Raw genomic sequence first — 21,092 nt, forward strand, 5'->3', positions numbered from 1 at the left:
CTGTCCCGCGTCATCCGGAGAAGGCCTTATTACGCTGCTGGAATGGTTCGGGTGCTCGCGGTGGCGGACGAGGTCGTGGAACAGCTGTGGACTGATCAGGTGCACCAGCACTCCGGTGTCGACCTGATCCTCGCGGCAGGTGACCTGCCGTTCGACTACCTGGAGTTCCTCGCCGACGCGCTGGACAAGCCCCTGGTCTTCGTCCCCGGCAACCACGACGTCGACCTCTCCGGCTACTCGAACGTGCGGGGTCTGTGGACCAAGGCAGGTCTCCCGGTGCGCTGGCCGGGGCCGGCCGGCGCGGTGAACGCCGACGAACGCGTGGTCGACGTCGCCGGCCTGCGCATCGCCGGTCTGGGTGGTTCGATCCGCTACAACAAGGGCCCGAACCAGTGGACGGAACGGCAGCAGGCCCGCCGCGCCCGCCGGGTGTCCCGGCTGGCCGGGTGGCGCAGGCTGCGGGACGGACGTGGCGTGGACGTGCTGCTGACCCATTCGCCGCCGTTGGACTGCGGCGACGAACCGGACGCACCGCACCGCGGGTTCGCGTGCCTGCACGGCCTGGTCTCGCGGCTGCGGCCCGGCCTGCTGGTGCACGGCCACATCCACCCGCACGGTGTGCCGCGGCCGGACCGCGTTCTGGACGGGGTTCGCGTGGTGAACGTGGTCCCGTACAAGGTGCTCGACATCTCGGGAGCTCGCGATGAGACGTGACACCGGTTTCCCCGCGGCCGACGCCGAGAACGACTTCCTGCGCGCCCGCCGCCGCCAGGTGATGTCGCGCCTCGCGGCCTGGCTGCGCCGCGAGCCGGACGACGTGAACATCATGCTGCCGTTCCACGAGGTCGTGGAGGCCCTGGGCATGGTGTCCGAGAAGCGTCTGGGACTGCAGTCGATCCGCCTCGACTCGATCGTGGGCAGCGTCGACCGCACCCGCGACTTCGACCGCCGCTTCCGCCCGACCTCCGGCCGCGTCCGCGAACGGTGGCAACGACTGGCCCTGGCCACCCGCCGAGGCGAGAACGTGCCGCCCATCGAGGTGTACCGGGTCGGCGAGCTGCACTTCATCATCGACGGGCACCACCGCGTCTCCGTCGCGCACGCCCTCGGCCAGACGGTGATCGACGCCTACGTGACCCAGGTGATCACCCGCCTGAACTCCAGCGGCATCCGCTACCGCGGCGACCTGATCGTGAAGGACTACCGGCGCCTGTTCCTGGAACGCGTGCCGCTGAGCGGCGAGGCCCGTGCCGCCGTGGTCCTGTCCGACCCGTGGGACTACGCCGAGCTCGGCGAGCACGTCGAGGCGTGGGGCTTCCGGCTGATGCAGGACACCGGCGAGCTGCTCGACCGCGCCGAGATCGCCCGCCGCTGGTACGCCGAGGAGTACAAGCCGGTCGTCGCGATGCTGCGGCAGGCCGAGATGATCGGCGACCGCACCGAGACCGAGGCCTACATGTGGGTGGCGGCGGAACGGTACCGGCTCATCCGCACCCACCGGTGGGACGCCGAGGTGATCGACGCCGTGCGCCAGGAAACCCAGTCGCACGGCAGAGGACACCGCGGCTAGCGTGCGCGCGTGACTGATCTTGTGACCGAACGCCTGATCCTGCGCCCGTGGGACGCCCTCAGCGTCAAGGCCGTGCTGGAGGCCGACCGCCAGCCGACCTGGGCCGCGGACTTCCCAGCCGAGGGCGACACGGTGATCGCGGGCGTCATCGCATCGACCCCGGAGTGGCTCTCGCCGTTCGGGCACCGCCTGATCATCGAGCGGGCGACGTCTGAAGTCGTGGGTTCGCTCGGCCTGTTCTGGCCTCCTTCCGACGGTCGGGTGGAGATCGGCTACGGCGTGGTGGCGTCCCGCCAGGGGCGCGGCTACGCCTCGGAGGCGGCCGCCGCACTGGCCTCGTACGCGCTGTCGCTGGAGGACGTCCACACCGTGCACGCCAGCGTGGAGCGCACCAACCCGGCTTCCGCCCGCGTGCTGGAGAAGGCGGGCTTCAGCCACTCCGGCAGCACCGAGGAGCTGCTCAGCTACGAGCGGCGCTGACCGGCCCGAACTCGCGGTTGAGCACCTCGGGCCAGTCCTCCGCGCTCAGCTGGACGGCCCGGTCGAGGCTGCGCTCCAGGTCTGGTTGCCGGTCTCGGCGAGGGTCAGCGCGGCCAGGGCTTCGTCCGCAGCGGCACCGAAGTCGCGGGCGACGCGCGACACGATCCGAGCCACTCACCGCGGCGCCACCCGCGGGCCGTCCGGCGCGTCCGGCAGCGGCCGGGCCTGGTCCAGCACCTCGTCGGTGTACTTGTCGAGCAGGCGCGTGCCGATCTGCTGGGCGTACCCGAAGATGACCGCCCACAGCAGCAGGGCCGCCGCCGACGGGATGCCGATCAGGCCGCTGGTGACGCCGGCTCCCAGCGCGAGGATGCCGACCACCGCCAGTGCCGCGCCGAGCATGATTTTGATCAGCGCCTGGTAGCCGATCATCACGTACGGCGAGAGCGATGGCCGGCGGCGTAAGAGCAGCACCACGGCGGCCAGCACCGCGCCGAACGAGCCGAGCACCTGCACCAGCCACACGTCCACTCCGGTCGCCTTGGTCGTGCCGCCGGGGCAGACCGTCGGCAGCGCGTTCTCCTTGGGGTCGACGCAGAGCGGGATGATGCCCGGCTTCACGATGCCGACGACGCCCAGCACCGTGTTGATGACGAACAGCACCAGGGAGGCCGCGATCAGCTTGTTGCGCAACGCCCGTGAGCCCGCGTGGGCGAAGTCGGAGTTGTCGTAGGCCGCGCGCAACGCGTCCACCACGATGGCGCGCTCGACCGCGGGCGTGAACTCCCCTGGCCGCAACGCTTCCAGGGCACGGCGCCGGGGATCGTCCTCGTCCAGGTACTGCGCCACCCGTGCCTGCAGGCCCGGCAACCGGCCCAGGAAACCGCGCTCCGCCGAGATCGCCGCCACCTCGGCCTCGTGCAGGGCGCGCCAGGCCCGTTCGATGTACCAGCCCGACCACCACGACGGCACCATCCGCCACCACGGCTCCCGATCGCTGAGCATCGCGTCGACCACCGCCGCCTGCTCCTCGGCGGTGCGCCGCCACACGTCGCCCTCGGGATCGACCGGGTCCGGCGGGCCGAGCGCGGCGAGATCCGCGCGGACCCGGTCCAACCGGGACTGCACGACGAGTCGCCAGTCGGTGACTCTGGGTTTGCGCTCGGCCATGTCCCGATGGTGACAGCGAGGTCTGACAATTTCGGCGGCCATCCGTGTGACGTGCTAAAACGATCCCAGGACCGCGTCGGCGACCTCCTCCAGGGGCCGGCTGCCGTCGATGATCGTCGCACCGAGACGCCGATAGGCCGACTCGACCCGGGCGTTGTGCTCGAGCGCCGCCGCCAGTTCCTCCGGGTGCTTGCCGAAGGCGTTCGTCGTGCGGGTCAGCAGTCGTTCGCGCAGCGTCTCGTCGCCGATCACCACGCAGACCACGCGGTCGAAGAGATCCCAGACCTCTTCCTCGTTCTCGACATGTCCACAGAGGAACGCGGTCCGCTCCCGCGCCCTCGCCGCCAGGGCCTCGACCTTCGCACGACTGATCCGCCAGCCGAACCGATCGAGCCAGCCAGCCGGTGCCGGGTACGGAGGGTCGGCGACGACCTGCCCGCTCTCCCGGTCCACCCAGTGGTTGTAACCCTCCCAGTCGGCGTCGACTGCCAGCTGTCCCCTGCTCCGCAGCACCTCGCACACCGCCGACTTGCCCGCCCCGGCGGTGCCGGTCACCCACACCAACGGCACACGTGAAGGCTCCCACACATACGCTTGCGCTTATATACGCCACGGGTTATAAAGGTGGGGTGGACGTCTTCGAGGCCGTGGCCGAACCGAACCGCCGCCACCTGCTGGGCCTGCTCGCCGAGCGCGACCACACCGCGGGTGAGCTCGTCGACAGCCTGCCGGCGCTGACCCAGCCCGCCGTGTCCCGGCACCTCCGCATCCTGCGCGAGGTCGGACTGGTGGAGATGCGCCCGGACGGCCAGCGCCGCATCTACGCGCTGAAACCCGATGGCTTGCAACGCATCGACGACTGGATCACGCCGTACCGCCGCTACTGGCGCAACCACCTCGACGCACTGGAACAGCACCTGGAGAACCGATGAACGACCTCGGCACCGTGACCCTCGACGGCACCCACGCGATCCTCACGTTCCAGCGCAGGCTGCCGTTCCCGATCGCGGACGTCTGGGCCGCGATCACCGATCCCGCCGAACGCAAGGCGTGGCTGGGCACGACGCACATCGAGGACGGCCGGATCGTCATCGAGCCGGAGGACCCGCCCGCACCGCCGGAGACCAAGCGCGTCACCGGCCGCATCCTCACCTGGCAGCCGCCGGAGAACGGCCACGCGGTCTTCGAACACGAGTGGCAGCAACGGATCGTGGAGGACAGCGTGGTCCGCTACGAACTGCGCACCGACGGCGACGAGACGGTGCTGACGTTCACGCACCGCGGACTGTCCGAACGCAACGCGCTCGGCTTCGTGCCGGGCACGCACGCCTTCCTCGACCGGATGCGGGCTCACCTGGACGGGGCGGAGCTGCCGGACTGGGGCGAGCGCTACGCCGAGGTGGCGCCGCACTACCCGGCCTGGAAATGATCGGTGGGGAGTGCCGGAAAGGCACTCCCCACCGACTGAACTAGGCGGTCTGCGAAGGCTCCACCAACGCACGGAGCCGGGGAGGCATCCTCTTCTCCAACCCGTACGGTTCGAGGTGCGCCTGCAGCACGCCCGTGAACGCCCGCTCCACAGAAGCGGTGTCCCAGTTGTCGCTCTCCAGGATCGGCTGCTTGAAGTACGGCTGCCCCACGATGTGGAGCTGACGGCCGTTGCAGCGGATGACCTGCCCGGTGATGCCCTCGGCGCGGTCCGAGAGCAGGAACAGCACCAGCGGTGCCACCTTGCCCGGCGTGCGGTCGGCCGGAATGGCGCGCAGGGAACGTTCCGACTTCCACACCATCCGCGTGTGCGCGACCGGGCACACGGCGTTCACGCGGATGCCTTCGGCTTCCAGGTCGAGCGCCCACGAGTAGCTCAACGACGCCACGGCGCCCTTGGTCGCCGAATAGGTCGCGAGTTTGCGCTGGCCGAAGGAAGCGCCGGAAGAAATGTTGATGATGGAGCCGCCGCCGGTGGTGCGCATCGCCCGCATCGCGGCGATTCCGACATAGATGACGCCGAGGACGTTCACCTCGACGACGTGCTTGATCGTCTCGGGATCGTCTTCCCACGGGGCGGTCTCGTAGTTCAGTCCCGCGTTGTTCACGAGACCGTCGACCCGGCCGAATTCGTCGACGCACAGGTCGACGATCTTGGCAGCCTCGCTCGGGTCGGCGACCGTGTGGTTCGAGGCCACGGCTCGGCCGCCGTAGCCGCGGATGTGCTCCGCCACGCGTTCTGCCAGGTCACCGTCGTTGTCGTTGACCACCACCGACGCGCCGGCCAGGGCCGCGTGCATCGCGTAGGCCTCGCCGAGCCCTCGGCCCGCCCCCGTGATGACGACCGCTTTTCCGTCCAGGATCCCCATTGCACGCTCTCTTTCGCTCGGCGGCGGTTCCCCGGAACCCCCCTGTGGCTCTGTTCCCGCCTTCGACAAGCGTGCGGACGAACCGAAGCGGCGAAGAACATGTTTCGATGAGAAGTCGCTGCCGAGCGCCCAATGGCGACCCGAGTTCGGCCGGGCAGATGGCCCCGACTAATCAGCCCAGGAGAACCCGGGGCTTTAGTCCTAACCCGATCGAGTGACAAAAACGGGCCGCCTTCCCGCGCGGGGAAGACGGCCCGAGAAACGAGAATTCACCGTTCCGTGTAAGTCAGGTTCCTGCCGGTGGACGGGTCGAAGAGCTGGACCTTGTCCGTGTCGAACCAGATGTCCGCCGAGGCTCCCTCCACCGCGCCGGACGCCGACGACAACCGCGTCACGAGCGAGATGCCGTCACCCGGCACGTCGTCCGATCCCGCGTCCGCCGCCAGTTCCTGGAGCTCCGCCGACGCCGCCTGCTCGCCCGTGAGCGTGAAGTAGGCGTACTTGTCCGAGCCCATCGACTCCAGCACGTCCACCTGCGAGGTGAACCTGCCTCCCGAGGCCAGCGCGGAAGCGTCCAGGAGGGCAGCGTCCTCGAAGTGCTCCGGACGGATGCCCATGATCACCTCGCGGGGCGCGTCGGCACCCTCCAGCAGCTGCCGCACCCGGTCCGTCAGCGTGCAGTCGCCCAGCACCGACCGCAACGAGCCGTTCTCCAGCGTCGCCGGCACGAAGTTCATCGACGGCGAGCCGATGAAGCCCGCGACGAAGAGGTTGGCCGGGTGGTCGTAGAGGAACTGCGGTGCGCCGATCTGCTGCACGACACCGCCGCGCATGACGACGACCCGGTCACCGAGGGTCATCGCCTCGGTCTGGTCGTGCGTCACGTAGACGGTCGTCGTACCGAGCTGCTTCTGCAGGCGCGACACCGAGGTGCGCATCTGCACGCGCAGCTTGGCGTCCAAATTGGACAGCGGCTCGTCCATGAGGAACGCCTTGGGGCTGCGCACGATCGCGCGGCCCATCGCCACGCGCTGCCGCTGGCCACCGGACAGGTTGGACGGCTTGCGGTCGAGGTGTTGCGAGAGGTCCAGGATCTCGGCGGCCTCGCGCACCTTGCGCTCCACCGTCGCGTTGTCGACCTTGGCCAGCCGCAACGGGAAGGCCATGTTCTCCTTCACCGTCATGTGCGGGTAGAGCGCGTAGGACTGGAACACCATCGCGATGTCCCGGTCCTTGGGCGCCTTCTCGTTGACGCGCTGTCCGCCGATGCGCAGCTCGCCCTCGGTGATGTCCTCCAGGCCCGCGATCATGTTGAGGGTGGTGGACTTCCCGCAGCCGGACGGCCCGACCAGGATGACGAACTCGCCGTCGGCGATCTCGAGGTCGACCTCCTGCACGGCGAGCGCGCCGTCGGGATACCTCTTGCTCACCTTGTCCAGAACGATCTCTGCCATTGTCAGCTCACCCCTTGACGGCGCCGGAGGTCAGGCCGGCGACGATCCGGCGCTGGAAGAACAACACGAAGAGGATGATCGGGATGGTGATCACGACGGCGGCCGCCGCGATCGAGCCAGCCGGGTCCTCGAACTGCGAGCTGCCGGTGAAGAACGACAGCGCCACCGGCACGGTCCGCGACTGCTCGGTCGAGGTGAGCGAGATCGCGAACAGGAAGTCGTTCCAGCAGAAGATGAACACCAGGATCGCCGTCGTGAACACACCCGGTGCGGCCAGCGGCGCGATGACGCGGCGGAACGCCTGTCCCGGCGTCGCACCGTCCATCTTCGCCGCCTTCTCGAGCTCCCACGGGATCTCGCGGAAGAACGCCGACAGGGTGTAGATCGCGAGCGGCAGCGCGAACGTGATGTACGGCAGGATCAGGCCTGGCCACGTGTCGAACAGGCCGAGCGAGCGCTCGATCTCGAACAACGGCGACACCAGCGAGACCTGCGGGAACATCGCGATCAGCAGCGAGACGCCCACCAGCAGGTTCTTGCCGGGGAAGTCCAGCCTGGCGATGGCGTAGGCCGCCATCGTGCCGAACACCACGGCGATCGCCGTCGCGATGAGCGCGATGCCGATCGAGTTGATCAGCGCCCGCGTGAACTCGGTCGTGGAGAAGATGTTCTTGTAGTTCTCCAGGCTCCACTCGCGCGGGATGAAGTTGCCGTCCGCCAGGGTCTTGGACGACTTGAACGACAGCGACACGATCCACAGCACCGGGAACAGCGCGTAGATCACGACGACCGCGTTGAGCAGACCCCAGCCGACCTTCTTGCCGGTTGTCTCGGCTCCACCGATGCCAGCCATCAGCGCTTCCCCCCGTCGTCGCTGCCGGGAGCAGCGGTGCCGAAGAGCTTGATGAACACGAACGCGATGATCGCGACCATGATGAAGATCAGGACCGACATCGTCGATCCGATACCGAGGTTCAAGCCCTTGATGAGGTTGTTGTAGGTCAGCATCGACACCGACGACGTGCCCTGCGAGCCCGCGGTGAGCACGAAGAGGTTGTCGAAGATGCGGAACGCGTCGAGCGTGCGGAACAGCAGCGCCACCAGGATCGCCGGCTTCATGATCGGCACGGTGATCTTGATGAACCGCTGCCACGCGCTCGCACCGTCCATCGCGGCGGCCTTGAGCAGGTCGTCGGGGACGAGCGCCAGACCCGCCATCAGCAGCAGCGCCATGAACGGCGTGGTCTTCCAGATCTCGGCGAGACCCACGACCATCAGCGCCGGGATCTTCTCCGTGAGCACCGGCTCACTGCCGAGCGCCTCGGAGAGGTAACCGGTGCCCGGCGTCCAGGCGAAGCGCCAGGAGAACGCCGCCACGACCGTGACGATGCCGTACGGGATCAACGTCGTCGTCCGCACGATGCCGCGGCCGACCAGGGCACGGTGCATGATCAGCGCGAGGGCCATGCCCAGCACCAGCTCCACGGCGACCGTGACAACGGTCAGCAGGACCGTCACCCACACCGCGTTCCACCAGTACGGACTGCTGAGCACCGTGACGTAGTTGTCGAACCAGATCCACTCGGTGCGGTCCGGGAACTTCAGGTCGAACCGCTGCATCGACAGCAGCAGCGAGTAGAGGATCGGCCAGCCGGTCACCGCGATCATGGTGATCGCGGCCGGCGCGCAGAGCAGCCAGCCGAGCCTGCGCTCGGCCTTCTTGCCCTCGCTCAGCGCGGCTTTCTTCTTCGGCGCAACGGTTTCCGGTGACGTCTCCGTCGTCGCCGCACCCTCTGTCGTCGTCTGACTCACGGCAGCACCCCCTTTGAGTCGAGAGCGTTCTGCAGTTCCCTGCGCAGCCTGTCCGCCGTGGCCTGCGGGTCGATGCTCGCGGGCGGCGACAGGATCGTGGAGATGACCGTCGAGACGTTCTGGTAGGCGGGCGTGCGCGGCCGCACACTCGCGTTCTTCAGCGTCTCCTTGATGTCGTCGCGCATCGGGTACGCCTCGGCCATCTCCGGCTCGTCGTAGACGGCCTCGATGGTCGGCGGCACACCGTCCTTGAGCGCGGCGAGCTTCTGGCTTTCCGCGCTGCGCAAGCACAACACCGCGTCGAACGACTCGTCCGGGTGCGTGGTGTAGTTGCTGACGGCGTAGTTGATCCCACCGACGGTGACCTTCGCCTGGTCACCGCTCACCGTGGGATACGGCGCCCACTTGAAGTTCTTCGCGAAGTCCGGCTTCTTCTGCGCGGCCGCGTAGACGTAGGGCCAGTTGAGCTGGAACGCCGCGTTGCCACCCTCCATGGCGAGCCGCGCGTTGTCCTCCGCCGCGTTGGAGAAGGACGGGTCGATCGCCTTCGACGTGGCCAGCTTCTTCAACGCCGCCAACGCCTGCACGGCCTTCTCGTCGACGATCGCCTTGGTGCCGTTCTCGTCGAGGATGGTGCCGCCGTTGGAGTTGACGAGGGTGTTGTACAGCACGACGAGCCCCTCGTACTGCTTGCCCTGCCCCACGATCCGGCCGGGCTTCCCCTCCGCCACCAGCGCCTCGGCCATGGAGATCATCTCGTCCCACGTCTTCGGCGGCGTGGGCACCAGATCCGAGCGGTACCACAGGAGCTGGACGTTGGTGTTGTCCGGCGCTCCGTACAACTTGCCCTCGTAGGTCGCCGTGTCGAGCGGCGTCTGCAGCGTGCCGTTCTCCACCTGCGACTTGACCGAGCCGGTGAACTCCTTGATCCAGCCGGCTTTCGCGAGCTCCGCGGTCCACGTGACGTCGAGCCCGAGCACGTCCATGCTGTCGTCTTCTGCCGCGAGTCTGCGCACCATCTGCTCGCGCTGACCGTCCGCCTCGCGCGGCAGCTTGTTGTAGACGATCTTGTAGCGCCCACCGGCCTTCGCGTTGCAGTTGTCGACGATGGCCTGGAAGTTCTCCTGGGGATACTTGTAGACGTTGACGGTGATGCCCTGGCCGCCAGACCCGCACGCCGTGAGAGTTGTTGCCGCGAGCAATGCGGCCCCTGCCCCGACGGCGAGTCGATAGCGCCGTGTCGCACCCATCGGCCCTGCCTCCTTCCCGACTACACGGAGGAGCCAGACCGCTGCGCCCGGCACCTCGTCGTGCCACCGGCCGCACCGGGCGGACCGGTCAACCGAACCTAGGCCCGGTGATCAGCAGCCGCAACCAGCGGGAGCAACGATTCAGAACCAATGGGCGTCTTCGCGTCTCAATTGCCGGGGTTCACGGGCCGCATCGCGAGCTTCGCGAGCAGGTCACGGCCCTTTTCCGCCGACTTCGGGTGGCAGAGCACGTCATACCGCCCTGCGACCAGCTGGCTGGCCGACTGGAAGTCGCGCTTGCCCCGCGCCGACCCGTAGCCGACCGCCGCGAACACCAGCCCGAAGAACACACCGGTGATCAGACCGGTGAGCACCGGCCCGACCGTGACGCCGGGCTCGGGGCTGAAGAGGGTGAGCAGCAGGCCGACGAACAGACCGAACCAGGCCCCGCTCGCCGCACCCGTCGCCAGCACGCGCCCCCAGGTCAGCTTGCCCGTGACCCGTTCGACGAGCATGAGGTCGACGCCGACGATGGTGACGTCCTGCACCGGGAAGTCTTCCAACGCAAGGAAGTCGACGGCGCGCTGAGCTTCCTCGTACGTGGCGTACGAGCCGATCGGCCACCCCGTCGGCGGGGTGGGCAGGCGGGGCGGGACACCGGGCCGGTTCGGGTTGGCGAACGGACTCGTCACAGGGACCACCTCTGTCGGACGCGCTGATCGTTCCATCCTGCCAGTGCCAGGTCCGGAGTGCTGAGACGCCTACGGGTGTTTTGCCGGGTTCAGCGCACTCAGCCGGGGAACGCGAGCTCGAACCGGTGCGCGAACGCCCGGTAGGACCGCGCGTGGACGTCGTGGACGTCCGCCACCCGCTCCCGCTCCTTCTTCAGCACCTCGGCGGCCGCTCCGGCGTTCCCGTTCAGCACGTGGATGATCGCCAGCTTCCGCGCGCGTTCGAAGTCGAGCAGCGTCTCGGGCTTCGCGGTGAGCTCCTTGGACAACGTCTCCCACCTGGCGTACTTGTCGATGTACGGCACGCCGTGCTTCAGGAATGCGCTCACCAGCGACGAAGCCACCGCCGCGTGGTCGCCGCCCGGCTCGAACGTCCACTTCCAGACCGGCTTCTCCCCCATCAGGGCGCCCAGGGGCAGCGACAGGAGGGGCGTGCCGGGGATGCCCACGCCCAGCGCGCGGCAGACTTCGTCGTACCGGCGGAAGCAGACGCCGACCAGTGGCGTGAGGTCGACCGAGCCCGCGACACCGAACCCGAGCCAGCCGGAACAGCCGTCCGCCCGGTCCTCGAGCCAGACGTGGCCGCGGCGGGCGAAGCCGGTCGGGCGCAGGGCGGTGTCCACGGCTACCAGCACGTCGGTTTTGGGACTCATGCCCTCAGTGCAACACCGGCCGCAAGAACTTGACCAGTTCGTTCAGCGCATCGGGTGGCACGTCGTCGAGGTGCTCGGTGAGCTGCAGGAGGATGCGTCCGCCGCCGAGGTCCTCGACCGCGTGGCACGGCGCAGAAGCGCAAACCTGTTGCACGCCACCCAAAGCGGCCACCTGGCGTGGCCCCAGCAACGTCGCCCAGTGTGGACCGCGGGCCACTTCCGCTGCCGTGAAAAGGGATTCGTCGAGGCCCACCCCCGCGGCGACCTCGTGCGCGGTTCGGACGCCGACCCGGTCCAAGGTGATCCAGCCGCCGCAGGCCCGCGCCAGGGTCGCGCCCGAGCGGAAGGCGGCGAGCCACTTCTGTTGCACCACATGGGAAATCCAGCCACCGAACAACGAGCGGGCGGCGGTGACCACGATCTGGTGCGGGAAGGAGGGGTCGTCCTTCAGCAGGATTTCCGCGCACCAGCCGCCGTCGACGAGGGGCAGGCCCTGCGAGTCGAGCTGGACGAGCTGCACGCGCAGGAACGAAGGCAAATCCGACAGTGCGGCAGACCACGACTGAAGAGTGAAGTCACCCGAAGAGAGCAGCAGGCGGGCGTAACCCGGTGGGCCCCAAGGCGTTGTATCGGACGGTTGGTAGCCGCGGGCGACGGCGACCAGTTCGGAGACGGAGGCCGGGCAGAGGGGCGCCAACAGGTCGGTGAAGACGTCGCCGAACCAGGTGGCCAGCGCGGGACGGTCGACGACGGAGAACGTGTCCAGCTCCATGCGGACGACGTGCGGCGGCGACACAGGTCTCGGAAGCGTCAGATCCGTGCTCAAAGTGAGCGAACCCTATGGCCGGCACGGAAAAAACGTTAGGGGCCACTCTCGTGAAAGAATGACCCCTAACGGACGAACTTCTAGCCGCGCGACTGGTACTCGCGCAGCAGGCCGCGCGAGATGATCGTCTTCTGGATCTCCGAGGTGCCCTCACCGATCAGCAGGAACGGGGCCTCGCGCATCAGGCGCTCGATCTCGTACTCCTTGGAGTAGCCGTAGCCGCCGTGGATGCGGAACGCCTCCTGCGTGACCTCGGCGCAGTACTCGGACGCGATGAGCTTGGCCATGCCGGCCTCGACGTCGTTGCGCTGACCAGAGTCCTTCAGGCGGGCGGCGTTGACCATCATCAGGTGCGCCGCCTCGACCTTGGTGGCCATCTCGGCGAGCTTGAAGGCGATGGCCTGGTGCTCGACGATCGGCTTGCCGAACGTCTTGCGCTGCTGGGAGTACTCGATGGCCAGCTCGAAGGCGCGGATCGCGATGCCGCACGCGCGGGCGGCCACGTTCACGCGGCCCACCTCGACGCCGTCCATCATGTGGCGGAAGCCCTGGCCGGAGACGCCGCCGAGGATCTGGTCGGCCGCGATCTCGAAGCCGTCGAACACCATCTCCGTGGTGTCGACGCCCTTGTAGCCCATCTTGTCGATCTTGCCGGGGATCGTGAGGCCCGGCAGGACCTCGCCGTAGCCCTCGGGCTTCTCCACCAGGAACGTGGTGAGGTTCTGGTGCGGCTTCTCGGCGCCCTCGTCCGTCTTCACCAGCACCGCGGTGAGGTTCGACGTGCCGCCGTTCGTCAGCCACATCTTCTGGCCGCTGATGGAGTACCCGTCACCGGACTTGGTCGCGCGGGTGCGGATCGCCGCGACGTCGGACCCCAGCTCCGGCTCGGACATGGAGAACGAGCCGCGCACCTCACCGGCGGCCATGCGCGGGAGGTACTTCTCCTTCTGCTCCTGCGTGCCGTGCTGCTTGAGCATGTGCGCCACGATGAAGTGGGTGTTGATGACACCGGAGACGCTCATCCAGCCGCGCGCGATCTGCTCGACGACCAGCGCGTAGGTGAGCAGCGACTCGCCGAGGCCGCCGTACTCCTCCGGAATCGTCAGGCCGAAGAGGCCCATCTCCTTCATGCCCTCGACGATGTCTGTGGGGTACGTGTCGCCGTGCTCCAGCGTCTGGGCGTGCGGAATGATCTCCTTGTCCACGAACGTGCGAACGGTCGCGAGGATTTCTTCCTGGATGTCCGTGAGACCCGCGGTCTGGGCGAGGCGCGCCATCGCACTTCCCTTCCGAAGCAAGAGTTACCGGCGAGTATGGACCGGTTAACGCTCGTTTGCGACCGCGTTGTGCTCTCCGCAACACAGTCACACCCGCTGTACCGAGACAGCATCCCTGACTGGTGGAATCGCGCACTCACACGCGACGAACTGCGCCGACGAACCCTAAGATCCCGGCTCACCACTTTCTAGGGGGACCGCGATGACGTACGACCCGTACAACCCGAAGCAGCCGGGTGATCCATACGGCCAGCCCTACGGCCAGCAGCCGATGTACGGGCAGCAGCCGATGTACGGCGGCTACGGCTACCAGCCGCCCAAGCCGCAGACGAACGCGATCCTCGCGCTGGTGCTGTCGCTGGTGGGCTTCGCGACCTGCGGCGTGACGGCCATCGTCGGCGTCGTCTTCGGCCACATCGCGATGGGACGGATCAAGCGGGGCGAGGAGGACGGCCGCGGCATGGCGCTCGCGGGCGTGATCATCGGTTACGTCGTCATCGCCGGCTGGCTGCTGTACCTGGCGATCGTCATCATCGCGATCATCGCGGCGGCGAACCAAGGTATTCGGTAGCGAGGCTCAGCTCGCGAGGACGATCTCCAGGGAGTCGCCGCAGTGGCGGCACACGTCGGCGAACACGTGGACGTCGGCATCGCATCCCGGGCAGCTGCGGAAGCTGCGCTCGAGCAGGTCGTCTTCGCGGCGCTTGAAGAGCCGCAACCGTCTGCTCGCCTTACCGTTACTCGAACGTGACATGCCCACGAGCATGCACCCCACCGGGGGGCCGATCGCAAACCTCGGTGACGGATTGTGCGCCACTTCACCCGTTTTGAACGCAACCTGTGACGGTCGAACACGTCCAGTGATTGTCGGGGTGAAGTAGCGCACAATCCGTAACGAACCTCAGTCCTCCGGCGGAGTCCAGACGTTCGACCGCGACATGCCGGCGGCACGGCCCTTGCCGGAGATCACCAGAGCCATCTTGCGCGACGCCTCGTCGATCATCTCGTCGCCGAGCATCACCGCGCCGCGCTTACCCCCGGCCTCGGACGTGTAGTACTCGTACGCGTCGAGGATGTTCTCGGCGTGGTCGTAGTCCTCCTGCTTCGGGCTGAAGACCTCGTTGGCCGCCTCGATCTGGCCGGGGTGCAGCACCCACTTGCCGTCGAAGCCCAGCGCCGCGGAACGACCGGCGACGCGCTTGTAGCCCTCGACGTCGCGGATCTGCAGGTAGGGGCCGTCGATGGCCTGCTTGTCGTGGGCCCGCGCGGCCATCAGGATCCGCATCAGGATGTAGTGGTAGGCGTCGCCGACGTCGTAGCCGGGCGGCTGCTCACCGACGACCAGCGACTTCATGTTGATCGACGCCATGAAGTCCGCGGGGCCGAAGATGATCGTCTCGACGCGCGGGGACGCGGTGGCGATCGCGTTGACGTTGTTCAGGCCGAGGGCGTTCTCGATCTGCGCCTCGATGCCGATCTTGCCGACCTCGTAGCCCATCGTCTTCTCGATCTGCGTGATCAGGAAGTCGAGCGCGACGATCTGCTCCGGCGTCTGGACCTTCGGCAGCATGATGCAGTCGAGGTTCGCACCCGCGCCCTCGACGACCTCGGTGACGTCGCGGTAGGTCCACTCCGTCGTCCAGTCGTTCACGCGCACGACGCGAGCCTTGTCGCCCCAGCCGCCCTCGTTCAGCGAGGCGACGATGGTCTTGCGGGCGTCGGGCTTGGCCAGCGGCGCACAGGCGTCTTCCAGGTCCAGGAACACCTGGTCCGCCGGCAGCGTGCGCGCCTTGTCGATCATCTTCTGGCTCGAGCCGGGGACCGCCAGACACGAGCGACGGGGACGCTGCTGGTCGACCACTGGAGTACCTCCTCGTACCGGCCGGTAACTATCTGCGCCACAGTGGCACGGGTCGCGTTCGGGCGCATATTCGCTGAGTCCCGTTTCACAAAGCCTGGCAGGCTGAACCGGTGGAGATCACTCGAGTACTGGACGCGGCGCTGCGCAAAGCGGCGGCCGTGTGGATCACCTCGCCCGGCCACGAACCTCGTCTCGTGCACGCGCACTGGCGTGACGACGCGCTGTGGGTCATCACCGGCGGCACCGAACAAGAGGTGCCTGGTCTGACTCAGGGAGCCCAGGTCACCGTCACCGTGCGCTCCCCCAGCACGCACTCGCACCTCATCGACGCCACCGCGACCGCGCACCTCACCGAACCCGACGAGGAGACGACGCAGGCGTTGCGGACGGCCCGCCTCAACACCAAACCGGAGTGGGAAGCGGTGTACCGCCTGGAGTTCAGCGCATGATCACCGTTCCGGAAGGCTTCGGTCTCTATCTCGGCGACAGAGCTGACGAGTGGGTGGCCTCCCTGCCGAAACTCGCCACGAAGGCGTGCTCCCGCTGGCAGCTCACCCCCGACGGGGCGGTGATGAACGGGTACTGCGCCGTCGTGTTGCCGGTCCGCCGAGCCGACGGGCACCCGGCCGTGCTCAAGATCACCTGGGTTGGCGAGGAAACCGAGAACGAACCACTGGCGCTGAGGCTCTACGACGGCGACGGCGTGGTGCGGCTACTCGATCACGACGAGGAGCTCGGCGCGCTGCTGCTCGAACGCCTCGACCACACGCGCACGCTGAACCACGAGCCGATCGAGACGGCTGTCGACGTGATCGGCTCGCTGCTGCGGCGTCATCGCGAGCTGAAGGCACCCGCGGAGATCCGCAGGTTCGAGGGCGACCTCGACGACCACCCGGCGGTGCCTCGCCGGATGCTCGACGCCGCACGTGAGATCGGCGACACCAGGTCGATGGGCACCACGCTCGTCAACGAGGACCTGCACTACGAGAACGTGCTGCGCGGCGACCGCGAACCGTGGTTGATGATCGACCCGAAGCCGCTGTCCGGTGACCGCGAGTACTGCATGATTCCGTTGCTGTGGAACAGGTTCGACGAGCTGGACGGCCGCAAGGGGATCACCGACAGGTTCCTCGCGCTGTGCGACGCCGGTGAGCTCGACGTCGCCAAGGCGCGTGACTGGACGTTCTACCGCGCCGTCGCGAACTGGATCTGGGCGCTCGAAGAGGACTTGGCGGACTTGGCGGACAAGTGCGCAGAGATCGCCGGGTGGGCCGCCAGAACCTGATCTAGCCTGGTCATGTGGTGGCTGTGAACCGGGTGTACATCGCTCAGCTGGCCGGACTTCCCGTCTTCGGCCCCGACGGCGAACCGATCGGCAAGGCCCGCGACGTCGTGATCAGTCTCCGGATCGACCGCCAGCCGCCGCGGGTGCTCGGCATGGTCGTGGAACTGGTGACCCGCCGGCGCATCTTCGTGCCGATGCTGCGGCTCACCTCGATCGAGCCGAACGCGGTCACGCTCGCGACCGGATCGGTGAACCTGCGGCCGTTCCACCAGCGCGTCAACGAGGTGATGGTGATCGGCGAGCTGCTCGACGCCAAGATCCAGCTCGCCGACGGCAGCACGGCGATCGTCGTGGACGCCGCGATGGAGCTCACCCGCACCCGCGACTGGCGGGTGGTGAAGGTGGCAGCCCGGCAGCGCACCGGCAGGTTCGGTTTCAAGGGCCCGACGCAGGTCTTCCGCTGGGAGGACGTCGGCGGCCTGAGCGTCAACGAGATCGCGGGCCAGCCGCAGGGCGCCCAGCAGCTCGTCGCGGTGTTCGAGGGCATGCGCGCGGCGGACGTGGCTCATGCGCTGCACGAACTGCCGCCCAAGCGGCGCCACGAGGTGGCGGACGCGCTGGACGACGAGCGGCTCGCCGACGTCATCGAAGAACTGTCCGAAGAGGACCAGAAGGACATCCTGTCTCACCTGGACGAGGAACGCGCCGCGGACATCCTGGAGGCGATGAACCCGGACGACGCGGCCGACCTGCTGGGCGAGCTGTCCGAGGGCACCAAGGACCGGTTGCTGGAGCTGATGGAACCCGAGGAGTCCGAACCGGTCCGGCGGTTGCTCGAGTACTCGTTCGACACCGCCGGTGGTCTGATGACGCCGGAGCCGATCATCCTCACGCCGGACGCGACGATCGCGGAGGCGTTGGCACGAGTGCGAAATCCCGATCTGACGCCCGCACTGGCATCGATGGTCTTCGTGTGCCGCTCGCCCTCGGCCACCCCGACCGGCCGCTACCTCGGCTGCGTCCACATCCAGCGGCTGCTGCGCGAACCGCCGTCCGATCTGGTCGCCGGCGTGCTCGACACCTCACTGGTGCGGCTGCCGCCGTCGGCCTCGCTGAGCGATGTCACCCGCTACTTCGCCACCTACAACCTGGTGTGCGCCCCGGTCACCGACGAGGACGAGCACCTGCTCGGCGCGGTGACCGTCGACGACGTGCTGGACCACCTGCTGCCGGACAACTGGCGCGAGACGGGACTGAGCCATGCCTGAACTGCTGCCGCGGCGCAGACTCGACCAGCCGCGCGAGCCGCGTGGCCTCCGCTTCTCGATCGACCCCGAGGCGTTCGGCCAGTTCTCCGAACGGCTCGCGCGGTTCCTGGGGACCGGCAAGTTCCTGTTCTGGCAGACGCTGATCGTCGTCGCGTGGATCGCGCTGAACCTGTTCGCCGTGACCCTGCAGTGGGACCCGTACCCGTTCATCCTGCTGAACCTGGCGTTCTCGACGCAGGCCGCCTACGCCGCGCCGTTGATCCTGCTCGCGCAGAACCGGCAGGACGACCGGGACCGGGTGTCGCTGGAGGAGGACCGGGCGCGGGCGGCGCAGACCAAGGCGGACACCGAGTTCCTCGCCCGTGAGCTGGCGGCGTTGCGGCTCGCGGTGGGTGAGGTGGCGACGCGCGACTTCATCCGCAGTGAGCTGGAGAAGCTGGTGAAGGAGCAGAACAACCAGCGGAAGGTCAGACCGTGACGGTCGAGGAGTTCCGCGACGTCGTGGGGTTGTGGCACGTCGACCGGCGATCGGCCGCCGACGTCGTCCGGGCGGCGTGCGATCTGCTCGTGGCGGGCGTGGACGGCCCGGCGATGTCCCGGCTCGCCGCGGCGTCGGTGCGGACCGCTGACGACGAGGTTCCGCTTCTGCTGGAGGACGCGATGACCGAGGTCGGTCTGGAGCACCACCACCTCGGCTCGGACGGCGGGTTGGAAGCCGGCGTGCGGGCGATGGCGAGGCTGACGCTCGCCGGTGAGCTCTCGCCGCGGGAGCTGGCCAGGTGGGCGCATCGCTGGTGTGGTCACGACCGGCTGGAGCTGGCGGACGGACTGGCGCTGCTCGACGACGTCTACGACGAACGCGAGCTGGCCGGTCTGACCGAAGAGGACGTCGACGAGGAGGTGCTGGCGGAGGTGCGCCGGATCACGGCCTGACCTGTCCGCTCGCGACCAGGTCCGCCAGCACCTCGTGGATCGCGGGCGCCGTCTCGACGTGCTCGCGGTACTCGTCGCGCGTCACGTACGTCAGCTCGGCGATCTCGCTCGTCGGTTGCGGCGTGCCCAGCAACGAGGCCGTGAAACAGGTCATGTCGACCATCGCACCCTCGCCCTCCCCGTACGCCGGGGCGACGTAGCGCTTCAACACCGACGGCCGCTCCAGCTCGATCCCGAGCTCCTCCCGCACCTCCCGGCGCAGGGCGTCGGACGGGGCCTCGCCCGGCTCGATCTTGCCGCCGGGGAGGTAGAAGGCCTTCTTGTTGCGTGAGCGCACAACGAGGAGGCGGCCGGCCTCGACGTGCACAAGACCCACCACGGTGATCACGGATACACGTCGTCCGCTGCCAGGCGGTCGCAGGTGCGGCCGAAGGCCTCGAGCTCACCGGGCCCGAAGCTCTCCCCGAAGTGTTCGGCGACTCCCGCGAGGTGGGTGGCGGACGCGCTGCGCAGGCGTTCGGCACCGAGCGGTGTGAGCACGGCCACGATGCCGCGTCCATCACCGTCGGCGCGTTCCCGCCCGACCAGGCCCGCACGTTCCAGACGGTCCACCAGGCGGGTCACGCCAGAGCGGGACAGCAGGACGGCGTCGGCCAGTTCGGTCATGCGCATGCGCATGGAAGGCGTCTCGGCCAGTTGAACCAGCACGTCGTACGCCGCGAGCGAAAGGCGCTGCTCAGCAATCAGTTCGGCCTCGAGGACCCTCGTGATCCGTGCATGCGCGCGGAGGAACGATCGCCACACCCCTAGCTCGACACGGGTGGGCAACCGGGAACTACCCGATTCCGGCACGGACGTCGATGTTACGGACAGCTGCGGCCCCGCTACGACCTGGCCCTGTGGTCAAAAGTGACCGGCCGGTAGGACAGGTGTGAACCGGACGTAGCATGGCTGGGTGACCACCACGCAGCCCCTCCCCACCGTCGAGGACGTCCGCAAGGCGCTCGCCGGTGTGCAGGACCCCGAGATCCGCCGCCCGATCACCGAGATCGGCATGGTCAAGGACGTCGAGGTGGGCTCGGACGGCGCTGTGGTCGTCGGGGTGTACCTGACGGTCGCGGGCTGCCCGATGCGCGACAAGATCACCAAGGACGTCACCGCGGCCGTAGAGGCGCTCGACGGCGTCTCGTCCGTGCGCGTCGACCTCGACGTGATGAGCGATGCCCAGCGCACCGAGCTGCGCAAGACGTTGCGCGGCGGCACCGAGGAGCCGGTCATCCCGTTCGCCCAGCCGGGCTCGCTGACGCGCGTGTACTGCGTCGCGTCCGGCAAGGGCGGGGTCGGCAAGTCCTCGGTGACCGTGAACCTGGCCGTGGCGATGGCCGAGCGCGGCCTGTCGGTCGGCATCGTGGACGCGGACATCTACGGCCACTCGATCCCGCGCATGCTCGGTGCCGACGGCAAGCCCACCCAGGTCGAAAAGATGATCATGCCGCCGCAGGCGCACGACGTGAAGGTCATCTCGATCGGCATGTTCACGCCGGGCAACACCCCGGTCGTGTGGCGCGGCCCGATGCTGCACAGGGCCCTGCAGCAGTTCCTCGCGGACGTGTTCTGGGGCGACCTCGACGTGCTGCTGCTCGACCTGCCGCCCGGCACCGGCGACGTGGCCATCTCGGTGGCGCAGCTCGTGCCGAACGCCGAGATCCTGGTCGTGACGACGCCGCAGCAGGCAGCCGCCGAGGTGGCGGAGCGGGCGGGATCGATCGCCCTGCAGACGCGTCAGCGCGTCGCGGGCGTCATCGAGAACATGTCGTACTTCGAGATGCCGGACGGTTCACGCGCGGAGATCTTCGGCGCGGGTGGCGGTCAGGCCGTCGCGGAGTCGCTGACCACCACCATCGGCTCCGAGGTGCCGTTGCTCGGCCAGGTCCCGCTGGACCCGCGGCTGCGCGAGAACGGCGACACGGGCACCCCGATCGTGCAGGCCGTGCCGGACTCGGCAGCGGCTCAGGTGCTCTCGGACGTCGCCAAGAAGCTGACCGTGAAGTCGCGCGGCCTGGCGGGCCGTCTGCTGAACGTCTCCCCCGCCGGCCGGTAGCTGGAAACGATGAACGGCGCTTTTGTGCACCTGAGCCCGGATCCACCGATGAGTTAGTGGTTCG

The 21,092-nt window shown here is 68.3% G+C and carries 28 protein-coding genes; 12 read left to right on the plus strand and 16 right to left on the minus strand.

The genetic code is table 11. The features are described from left to right. The first annotated feature begins 42 nt into the window (after nt 1-42). From IEZ09_RS38570 to IEZ09_RS38580, 3 genes are read left to right on the plus strand one after another with little or no spacing between them, the layout of a single operon-like run. Complete coding sequence (locus IEZ09_RS38570) at nt 43-714, plus strand: metallophosphoesterase family protein (RefSeq protein WP_189258793.1); 672 nt, start codon at nt 43-45, stop codon at nt 712-714. Beyond that, a complete protein-coding gene (locus IEZ09_RS38575; protein ID WP_189258794.1) occupies nt 704-1,570 on the plus strand; it encodes a ParB N-terminal domain-containing protein in 867 nt (288 codons plus the stop codon). Before IEZ09_RS38570 ends, IEZ09_RS38575 begins: the two co-directional genes overlap by 11 nt. Nucleotides 1,571-1,579: 9 nt before the next feature. After that, on the plus strand, nt 1,580-2,050 hold the full coding sequence (locus IEZ09_RS38580; RefSeq protein WP_189258795.1) for a GNAT family N-acetyltransferase: 471 nt from the start codon (nt 1,580-1,582) through the stop codon (nt 2,048-2,050). 45 nt (nt 2,051-2,095) lie between these two features. Here the strand turns inward: IEZ09_RS38580 and IEZ09_RS47585 are convergent, their stop codons facing one another. Genes IEZ09_RS47585 through IEZ09_RS38590 form a run of 3 tightly spaced genes read right to left on the minus strand, consistent with a single transcriptional unit; the run spans nt 2,096 to nt 3,790 of the window. Continuing rightward, on the minus strand, nt 2,096-2,224 hold the full coding sequence (locus IEZ09_RS47585) for a hypothetical protein (protein WP_268247679.1): 129 nt from the start codon (nt 2,222-2,224) through the stop codon (nt 2,096-2,098). Further along, complete coding sequence (locus IEZ09_RS38585) at nt 2,225-3,220, minus strand: hypothetical protein (protein WP_189258796.1); 996 nt, start codon at nt 3,218-3,220, stop codon at nt 2,225-2,227. It lies immediately after the preceding gene. Nucleotides 3,221-3,274: 54 nt separating this feature from the next. Then, nucleotides 3,275-3,790: an AAA family ATPase gene (locus tag IEZ09_RS38590; RefSeq protein ID WP_189258797.1), complete on the minus strand. Its 516-nt coding sequence runs from the start codon at nt 3,788-3,790 to the stop codon at nt 3,275-3,277. 59 nt (nt 3,791-3,849) lie between these two features. Between IEZ09_RS38590 and IEZ09_RS38595 the strand changes: the two genes are divergently transcribed. Next, entirely contained in the window at nt 3,850-4,152 is a 303-nt protein-coding gene (locus IEZ09_RS38595; protein ID WP_189258798.1) for an ArsR/SmtB family transcription factor, read from the plus strand. Then, a complete protein-coding gene (locus IEZ09_RS38600; RefSeq protein ID WP_189258799.1) occupies nt 4,149-4,649 on the plus strand; it encodes an SRPBCC domain-containing protein in 501 nt (166 codons plus the stop codon). The genes IEZ09_RS38595 and IEZ09_RS38600 overlap by 4 nt, the downstream gene beginning before the upstream one ends. A 40-nt stretch (nt 4,650-4,689) precedes the next feature. On the opposite strand, the gene IEZ09_RS38605 is transcribed toward IEZ09_RS38600, so the two are convergent. The 9 genes from IEZ09_RS38605 to IEZ09_RS38645 all read right to left on the minus strand — a co-directional run bounded on the left by IEZ09_RS38605 (nt 4,690) and on the right by IEZ09_RS38645 (nt 13,580). Beyond that, the gene (locus tag IEZ09_RS38605) at nt 4,690-5,577 is read right to left on the minus strand and encodes an SDR family NAD(P)-dependent oxidoreductase (protein WP_189258800.1); all 888 of its coding nucleotides are present in this window, start codon (nt 5,575-5,577) and stop codon (nt 4,690-4,692) included. A gap of 269 nt (nt 5,578-5,846) precedes the next feature. Further along, nucleotides 5,847-7,031 (minus strand): ABC transporter ATP-binding protein, encoded by a 1,185-nt coding sequence (locus IEZ09_RS38610; RefSeq protein ID WP_189258801.1) that lies wholly within the window; start codon nt 7,029-7,031, stop codon nt 5,847-5,849. A gap of 7 nt (nt 7,032-7,038) precedes the next feature. Continuing rightward, on the minus strand, nt 7,039-7,884 hold the full coding sequence (locus IEZ09_RS38615; protein WP_189258802.1) for a carbohydrate ABC transporter permease: 846 nt from the start codon (nt 7,882-7,884) through the stop codon (nt 7,039-7,041). Further along, on the minus strand, nt 7,884-8,843 hold the full coding sequence (locus IEZ09_RS38620; protein WP_370467785.1) for a carbohydrate ABC transporter permease: 960 nt from the start codon (nt 8,841-8,843) through the stop codon (nt 7,884-7,886). Before IEZ09_RS38620 ends, IEZ09_RS38615 begins: the two co-directional genes overlap by 1 nt. Beyond that, the gene (locus IEZ09_RS38625) at nt 8,840-10,093 is read right to left on the minus strand and encodes an ABC transporter substrate-binding protein (RefSeq protein WP_189258803.1); all 1,254 of its coding nucleotides are present in this window, start codon (nt 10,091-10,093) and stop codon (nt 8,840-8,842) included. Before IEZ09_RS38625 ends, IEZ09_RS38620 begins: the two co-directional genes overlap by 4 nt. A 167-nt stretch (nt 10,094-10,260) precedes the next feature. After that, a complete protein-coding gene (locus tag IEZ09_RS38630) occupies nt 10,261-10,821 on the minus strand; it encodes a YflT domain-containing protein (protein WP_189258804.1) in 561 nt (186 codons plus the stop codon). Nucleotides 10,822-10,883: 62 nt separating this feature from the next. After that, nucleotides 10,884-11,477 carry a hypothetical protein gene (locus IEZ09_RS38635; protein WP_189258805.1) on the minus strand — a complete coding sequence of 198 codons (594 nt, stop codon included), beginning with the start codon at nt 11,475-11,477 and terminating at the stop codon, nt 10,884-10,886. Between the two features lie 4 nt (nt 11,478-11,481). Then, nucleotides 11,482-12,303 carry a hypothetical protein gene (locus tag IEZ09_RS38640; protein WP_189258806.1) on the minus strand — a complete coding sequence of 274 codons (822 nt, stop codon included), beginning with the start codon at nt 12,301-12,303 and terminating at the stop codon, nt 11,482-11,484. Nucleotides 12,304-12,383: 80 nt separating this feature from the next. After that, nucleotides 12,384-13,580 (minus strand): acyl-CoA dehydrogenase family protein, encoded by a 1,197-nt coding sequence (locus tag IEZ09_RS38645; protein WP_189258807.1) that lies wholly within the window; start codon nt 13,578-13,580, stop codon nt 12,384-12,386. 202 nt (nt 13,581-13,782) lie between these two features. Here IEZ09_RS38645 and IEZ09_RS38650 point away from each other — a divergent pair, with 202 nt between their 5' ends. Continuing rightward, a complete protein-coding gene (locus IEZ09_RS38650) occupies nt 13,783-14,151 on the plus strand; it encodes a DUF4190 domain-containing protein (RefSeq protein ID WP_189258808.1) in 369 nt (122 codons plus the stop codon). A 6-nt stretch (nt 14,152-14,157) separates the two neighbouring features. Here the strand turns inward: IEZ09_RS38650 and IEZ09_RS38655 are convergent, their stop codons facing one another. Next, nucleotides 14,158-14,334, minus strand: coding sequence for a hypothetical protein (locus IEZ09_RS38655; protein ID WP_156094379.1), 177 nt, complete (start codon nt 14,332-14,334; stop codon nt 14,158-14,160). A 147-nt stretch (nt 14,335-14,481) separates the two neighbouring features. Then, nucleotides 14,482-15,441 (minus strand): HpcH/HpaI aldolase/citrate lyase family protein, encoded by a 960-nt coding sequence (locus IEZ09_RS38660; protein ID WP_189258809.1) that lies wholly within the window; start codon nt 15,439-15,441, stop codon nt 14,482-14,484. Between the two features lie 110 nt (nt 15,442-15,551). Here IEZ09_RS38660 and IEZ09_RS38665 point away from each other — a divergent pair, with 110 nt between their 5' ends. From IEZ09_RS38665 to IEZ09_RS38685, 5 genes are read left to right on the plus strand one after another with little or no spacing between them, the layout of a single operon-like run. Beyond that, the gene (locus tag IEZ09_RS38665) at nt 15,552-15,890 is read left to right on the plus strand and encodes a hypothetical protein (RefSeq protein ID WP_229813330.1); all 339 of its coding nucleotides are present in this window, start codon (nt 15,552-15,554) and stop codon (nt 15,888-15,890) included. Then, nucleotides 15,887-16,726 (plus strand): aminoglycoside phosphotransferase family protein, encoded by an 840-nt coding sequence (locus IEZ09_RS38670; RefSeq protein WP_189258810.1) that lies wholly within the window; start codon nt 15,887-15,889, stop codon nt 16,724-16,726. The genes IEZ09_RS38665 and IEZ09_RS38670 overlap by 4 nt, the downstream gene beginning before the upstream one ends. Nucleotides 16,727-16,740: 14 nt before the next feature. After that, nucleotides 16,741-17,994, plus strand: a complete 1,254-nt coding sequence (locus IEZ09_RS38675; RefSeq protein WP_189258811.1) for a magnesium transporter MgtE N-terminal domain-containing protein — start codon at nt 16,741-16,743, stop codon at nt 17,992-17,994. Beyond that, entirely contained in the window at nt 17,987-18,472 is a 486-nt protein-coding gene (locus IEZ09_RS38680; RefSeq protein ID WP_189258812.1) for a DUF1003 domain-containing protein, read from the plus strand. Before IEZ09_RS38675 ends, IEZ09_RS38680 begins: the two co-directional genes overlap by 8 nt. Next, nucleotides 18,469-18,927: a hypothetical protein gene (locus IEZ09_RS38685; RefSeq protein WP_189258813.1), complete on the plus strand. Its 459-nt coding sequence runs from the start codon at nt 18,469-18,471 to the stop codon at nt 18,925-18,927. The genes IEZ09_RS38680 and IEZ09_RS38685 overlap by 4 nt, the downstream gene beginning before the upstream one ends. Here the strand turns inward: IEZ09_RS38685 and IEZ09_RS38690 are convergent. After that, complete coding sequence (locus IEZ09_RS38690; RefSeq protein WP_189258814.1) at nt 18,917-19,315, minus strand: NUDIX hydrolase; 399 nt, start codon at nt 19,313-19,315, stop codon at nt 18,917-18,919. The two genes, IEZ09_RS38685 and IEZ09_RS38690, sit on opposite strands and share 11 nt — an antisense overlap. Further along, nucleotides 19,312-19,779 carry a MarR family winged helix-turn-helix transcriptional regulator gene (locus tag IEZ09_RS38695; protein WP_167971364.1) on the minus strand — a complete coding sequence of 156 codons (468 nt, stop codon included), beginning with the start codon at nt 19,777-19,779 and terminating at the stop codon, nt 19,312-19,314. Before IEZ09_RS38695 ends, IEZ09_RS38690 begins: the two co-directional genes overlap by 4 nt. A gap of 103 nt (nt 19,780-19,882) precedes the next feature. On the opposite strand from IEZ09_RS38695, the gene IEZ09_RS38700 reads away from it, so the two are divergent. Next, complete coding sequence (locus tag IEZ09_RS38700; RefSeq protein WP_189258815.1) at nt 19,883-21,028, plus strand: Mrp/NBP35 family ATP-binding protein; 1,146 nt, start codon at nt 19,883-19,885, stop codon at nt 21,026-21,028. Nucleotides 21,029-21,092 lie beyond the last annotated feature (64 nt).

Source organism: Lentzea flava (assembly GCF_014648475.1).
Classification (GTDB): Bacteria; Actinomycetota; Actinomycetes; order Mycobacteriales; family Pseudonocardiaceae; genus Lentzea; species Lentzea flava.